The organism is Kitasatospora sp. NPDC050463 (assembly GCF_040655255.1).
Classification (GTDB): Bacteria; Actinomycetota; Actinomycetes; order Streptomycetales; family Streptomycetaceae; genus Kitasatospora.
Genome location: NZ_JBFAJO010000170.1, coordinates 1 through 5,768 on the forward strand (window position 1 = coordinate 1; position 5,768 = coordinate 5,768).

1 protein-coding gene is annotated in these 5,768 nt (G+C 72.5%); it reads right to left on the reverse strand.

The genetic code is table 11. The annotated features are described in order from the left end of the window. Window positions 1-5,753: SDR family NAD(P)-dependent oxidoreductase (locus AB0J08_RS40885; protein ID WP_360645059.1), on the reverse strand; the 5,753-nt coding region annotated here is incomplete at its 3' end. Window positions 5,754-5,768 lie beyond the last annotated feature (15 nt).

Here is a 5,768-nt window from a genome sequence, read left to right on the forward strand (position 1 = left end):
GCGATCGCCGCCTCACTGCCCGAAACGACCACGGCGGCGGGCCCGTTGACGGCGGCGATCCCCGCCTCGGCCTCGTGTCCGGCGAGCAGCGGCAGCACCGCCTCCTCGGTGGCGGCGATCGCGAGCATCGCCCCACCGGCCGGGAGGGCCTGCATCAGCCGGGAACGCGCGGCGACCAGCGTGCAGGCGTCGGCGAGGTCGAAGACTCCGGCGACGTGCGCGGCGGCGATCTCACCGACCGAGTGCCCGGCCAGCACATCCGCACGAACACTGAGCGACTCCAGCAGCCGGTACAACGCCACCTCGAAGGCGAACAACGCCGGCTGCGTCAGTCCGGTCTGGTTCAGTACGCGGTCGGGGTCGCTGAACATGACCTCGCGCAGGGAGCGGCCCAGGAGCGGGTCCAGGATCTGGCAGATCTCGTCGAGGGCGGTGGCGAACACGGGGTAGGCGGCGGCGAGGTCGGCGCCCATGCCGACGCGCTGGCTGCCCTGGCCGGCGAAGAGCAGGGCGGGTTTGGCGCGGCCGCGGCCGGGACCGGCCTCGATCACCGCAGCGTCGTCACGGCCCTGGGCGAGCGCGGTCAACGCGTCGAGCAGTTCCTCACGGTCGCCGCCGATCACGACCGCGCGCTGTCCCAGCAGCGCCCGGCCGGTGGCGAGTGACCAGCCGACGTGCATCGGGTCGGTGTCCGGGTGTTCGCGCACCCAGTCGGCCAGGCGCGTGGCCTGCGCGCCGAGGGACTGCCGGTCACGGGCCGACAGCGGCCACGCCACCACGGCCGGGGCCTGGAAGCGACCACGCCCGCCACGAACCACCGCCGGAGCCGCCGCGTCCTGCGGGGGGGCTTCTTCCAGGATCAGGTGGGCGTTGGTGCCGCTGATCCCGAAGGACGACACGCCCGCGCGGCGCGCGGCACCGTCGCGCTCCCACGCCCGGGCCTCGGTGAGGAGCTCGACCGCGCCCGTCGACCAGTCGACGTGCTTGGAGGGCTCGCTGACGTGCAGGGTCTTCGGGAGTTGATGGTGGCGCATGGCCATGACCATTTTGATGATGCCCGCGACGCCGGCCGCGGCCTGGGTGTGGCCGAAGTTGGACTTCACCGAGCCGAGGAGAAGTGGTTTGTCGGTGGGCCGGTCCTGCCCGTAGGTGGCCAGGAGGGCCTGGGCCTCGATCGGGTCGCCGAGCGCGGTGCCGGTGCCGTGGGCCTCCACCACGTCCACCTCGGCCGCCGTGACGCCGGCGTTGGCGAGGGCCTGACGGATGACACGCTGCTGGGACGGGCCGTTGGGGGCGGTCAGGCCGTTGGACGCGCCGTCCTGGTTGATCGCGGAACCGCGCACGATCGCGAGAACGGGGTGACCGTTTCGGCGGGCGTCCGAGAGGCGCTCGACCAGGAGCATGCCCGCGCCCTCACCCCAGCCGGTGCCGTCGGCGTCCGAGGAGAACGCCTTGCACCGGCCGTCGACGGCCAGACCACGCTGACGCGAGAACTCCACGAACGTGCCCGGGGTGGCCATCACGGTCGCGCCGCCGGCCAGCGCCAGATCGCACTCACCCGAGCGCAGCGCCTGCGCCGCCAGGTGCAGGGCCACCAGCGAGGACGAGCACGCCGTGTCGACGGTGACCGCGGGGCCCTCGAAGCCGAAGGTGTAGGAGACGCGGCCCGAGGCGACGCTGCCCGCGTTACCGGTGCCGATCATGCCTTCGAGTTCGGTCGGGATGGGCGTGCGGCCGCTGGCGTAGTCGTGGTACATCAGGCCGGCGAAGACACCGGTGCGGCTGCCGCGCAGCCGGTCCGCGCTGATACCGGCGCGTTCCATCGCCTCCCAGGAGGTTTGCAGCAGGAGGCGGTGCTGGGGGTCCATCGCGAGTGCCTCACGCGGACTGATGCCGAAGAACGCGGGGTCGAACTCGCCCGCGTCGTAGAGGAAGGCGCCGTGGCGGGCGTAGGTGGTGCCGTGGCTGTTCGGGTCGGGGTTGTAGAGGTGTTCCAGGTCCCAGCCGCGGTCGGTGGGGAACCCGCCGATGCCGTCGGCGCCGGCCGCCACCACCCGCCACAGGTCCTCCGGGGAGGTCACCCCGCCCGGGAAGCGGCAGGCCATCGCGACGATCGCGATCGGCTCGTCGTCCACCACCCGGTCGCGCGGCAGCGCCGCCGCCACCGCCTGGGCGCCGCCGAGGAGTTCGGCGCCCAGATGGGCGACGAGTGCCTCCGGGGTCGGGTAGTCGAAGATCAAGGTGGCGGGCAGGCGCAGGCCGGTCACGGCGTTGAGGCGGTTACGGAACTCCACCGCCATCAGCGAGTCGAACCCGAGATCCTGGAACGGCAGCGCGGGATCGATCGCCGAGGCGTCGGCGAAGCCGAGCACGGTCGCCGCCCGGGACTGCACCAGCTCCGCCAGCAGCGCGCGCTGCCCCGCCGGCGCCAGAGCGCCCAGTCGCGCGGTCAGTGTGGCCGCGGCGGCGGCGTCGGCCGCCACCACCCGCCGGCCACGCCCCCCACCCAGCGCCCGCAGCAGCGGCGGCAGGAACTCACCCGCGCCCGCCAGGGTCTTCAACTCCAGATGGACCGGGACGAACACCGCCCGGTCGGCGGCCACCCCCGCGTCCAACAACGCCAACCCGTCCTGCGGGGAGATCGCCAGCACGCCGGAACGCTCCAGCCTGCGCAACTCGCCCTCGGTCAGCTCACCCCCCATACCGTCCCCGCCCCACAACCCCCACGCCAGCGACGTCGCGGCCAGCCCGTGCCCGGCGCGGTGCTGGGCCAGGGCGTCCAGGAAGGCGTTGGCCGCCGCGTAGTTGGCCTGCCCCGCACTACCCAGCGTGCTCGCCATCGAGGAGAACAACACGAACGCCGACAGGTCCAGATGCCGCGTCAACTCGTGCAGGTACCACGCCGCGTCCGCCTTCGGCCGAAGGACGGCATCGAAACGCTCCGCCGTCAAAGCGGTGACCACGCCGTCGTCCAGAACACCCGCGGTGTGCACGACCGCGGTCAACGCCAGCCCCTCGATCACCCCCGCCAACGCGGCCCGGTCCGCCACATCACACGCGACGACACGCACCTCGGCGCCCAGTCCGGTCAGCTCCTCCACCAGAGCAGCCGCGCCGGGGGCCTCGGCGCCACGGCGGCTCAGCAGGACGAGCGTGCCGACCGCGTGGGCGGTGACCAGGTGACGGGCCACCAACGCGCCCAACGCACCCGTCCCACCCGTGATCAGCACCGTGGAGTCCGGCCCGAAGGCCGGCTCGCCGCCGCTCTCCGGGACGACGGCACGCGTCAGCCTCGGCACCCGGACCTCACCCGCCCGGATCGCCACCTGCGGCTCCCCCGAAGCGACCGCCCGCTCCAACACCTCACGCGACAGCGGCACATCGTCCACATCCACCACCACGAACCGATCCGGCTGCTCGGCCTGCGCCGAACGCACCAGACCCCACACCGCGGCGTGAGCGAGATCCCGCACCGACTCCGCCGGATCCACCGACACCGCACCACGCGTCACGACCACCAGACGACCGTCAGAGGCCTCCTGGACCCGGGCCAACACCTCTGCGACCGCCGAGCGGACAGCATCCGGCACCGGCACCCCCGAAGCCGCCAGCCCGTACTCGGGCAGCTCCAGGACCTCAAACGGCGGAAGCTCGGCGGTACCGGCCTCGGCGGGCAGCCAGTCGACCTGGAACAGCTTGTTCCGGTGCCCGCCAACACGCGAGCCCTCCACCTGCCCGGCCGCGATCGGGCGAACCGCCAGGGCCTCGACCGTGGCCACCGGCAGACCGGCGGCATCCAGCAGGGTCAGCGTCGTCGCACCCGGCCCGGCGGCCGGCGCGATCCGCACCCGCAACCGCGTGGCACCGGCCGCGTGCAACCGCACCCCGCTCCAGGCGAACGGCAGATACGGGCGACCCGGATCCGGCGCGGGCACGAAGTCACCCAACGCCATCGCATGCAACGCCGCGTCGAACAACGCCGGATGCAACCCGAACCGGCCCGCATCCGCGTGAGCCTCCTCCGCAAGCGCGACCTCGGCGAACACCTCCCCGCCCAACCGCCAAGCAGCCTCCAGACCCCGGAACAACGGACCGTAACCCAAACCCAGCCCGGCAAGCCCGTCATACAGACCACCCACCGCCACCGGCTCAGCACCCACCGGCGGCCACACACCGGCCACCGACTCGCCAACCGCCACCGGTGCCGCCGAACCGAGCACACCCGCGGCATGCCGGACCCACGAAAGATCCTCCGTACGGGAGTAGACACCCACCTGACGCCGACCATCCCGATCAGGCGCACCCACCGCCAACTGAAGCCGCGCCGAAGCCCCGCCCACCAACGCGAGCGGCGCCTCCAGCGTCAACTCCTCCAACAGGTCACAGCCCACCTCGTCACCGGCCCGCACGGCCAGCTCGACGAACGTCGTACCCGGCACGATCACCGTGCCGTTGACCACGTGGTCCGCCAGCCACGGATGCGTCGCCACCGAGACCCGACCCGTCAACACCACCCCACCGCCATCGGCCAGCGCCGTGACACCACCCAGCAACGGGTGATGCGTAGCCCGCAGACCCAGGCTCTCCGCGTCACCCGCGAGACCGGCCGCATCCAGCAACCAGAAGTTCTGATGCTGGAACGCATAGGTCGGCAAGTCCACATGACCCACGGGCCCGGCAGGCGCGAAGTAAGCCGCCCAGTCCACCTCGATACCCACCGCGTGGAGCCGACCCAAAGCCTCCACGACGGCACGGGCCTCGTCACGGTCCCTGCGAACGGTCGGGACGAACGTCCCGTCGCCGCCGTCGAGGACCTGCTGGGCCAGGCCGGTCAGCGTGCCGTCCGGGCCGATCTCCAGGAACACCGCCGCCCCGGTGGCGGTGACGCCGTCGGCGAACCGCACCGCCTGACGGACATGGTCCACCCAGTAGTCAACGCTGGTCAGTTGACCGGGCTCGGCCAGGCGGCCGGTGACGTTGGAGACGACCGGCAGGGTCGGCTCGTGGAAGACGATGTCGGCCAGCGTCGCACGGAAGTCGGCGAGCATCGGGTCCATGAGCGGCGAGTGGAAGGCGTGCGAGACCCGCAGCCGCTTGGTGCGCGCAGTAGTCTGTGCCTCAATGGCGGCGATCGCCGCCTCACTGCCCGAAACGACCACGGCGGCGGGCCCGTTGACGGCAGCGATCCCCGCCTCCGTCTCGTGCCCGGCGAGCAGCGGCAGCACCGACTCCTCGGTCGCGGCGATGGCCAGCATCGCCCCACCGGCCGGCAGCGCCTGCATCAGCCGGGCCCGGTGAGCGACGAGCGTGCAGGCGTCGGCCAGATCGAAGACCCCGGCGACGTGTGCGGCGGCGATCTCACCGACCGAGTGCCCGGCCAGCACGTCCGCGCGAACCCCCAGCGACTCCAGCAGCCGGTACAACGCCACCTCGAAGGCGAACAACGCCGGCTGCGTCAGCCCCGTCTCGCCCAGCACACCCTCGGCGTCCTCGAACATCACCTCACGCAGCGACCGGCCCGCCAACGGGTCCAGCACCTGGCAGATCTCGTCCAACGCGCTCGCGAACACCGGGAAGTTCTCGGCCAGTTCACGACCCATGCCGACCCACTGGCTCCCCTGCCCGGCGAACAGGAAGGCAAGCCGCCCACCCGCACCGGAACCCGAGATCCCGCCGTCCACGGCCAACGCCCGTAGCCCCGCGACCAGTTCGTCCCGGTCCGCACCTACGACCACCGCACGGTGCTCCAGCACCGCACGCTCACCCAC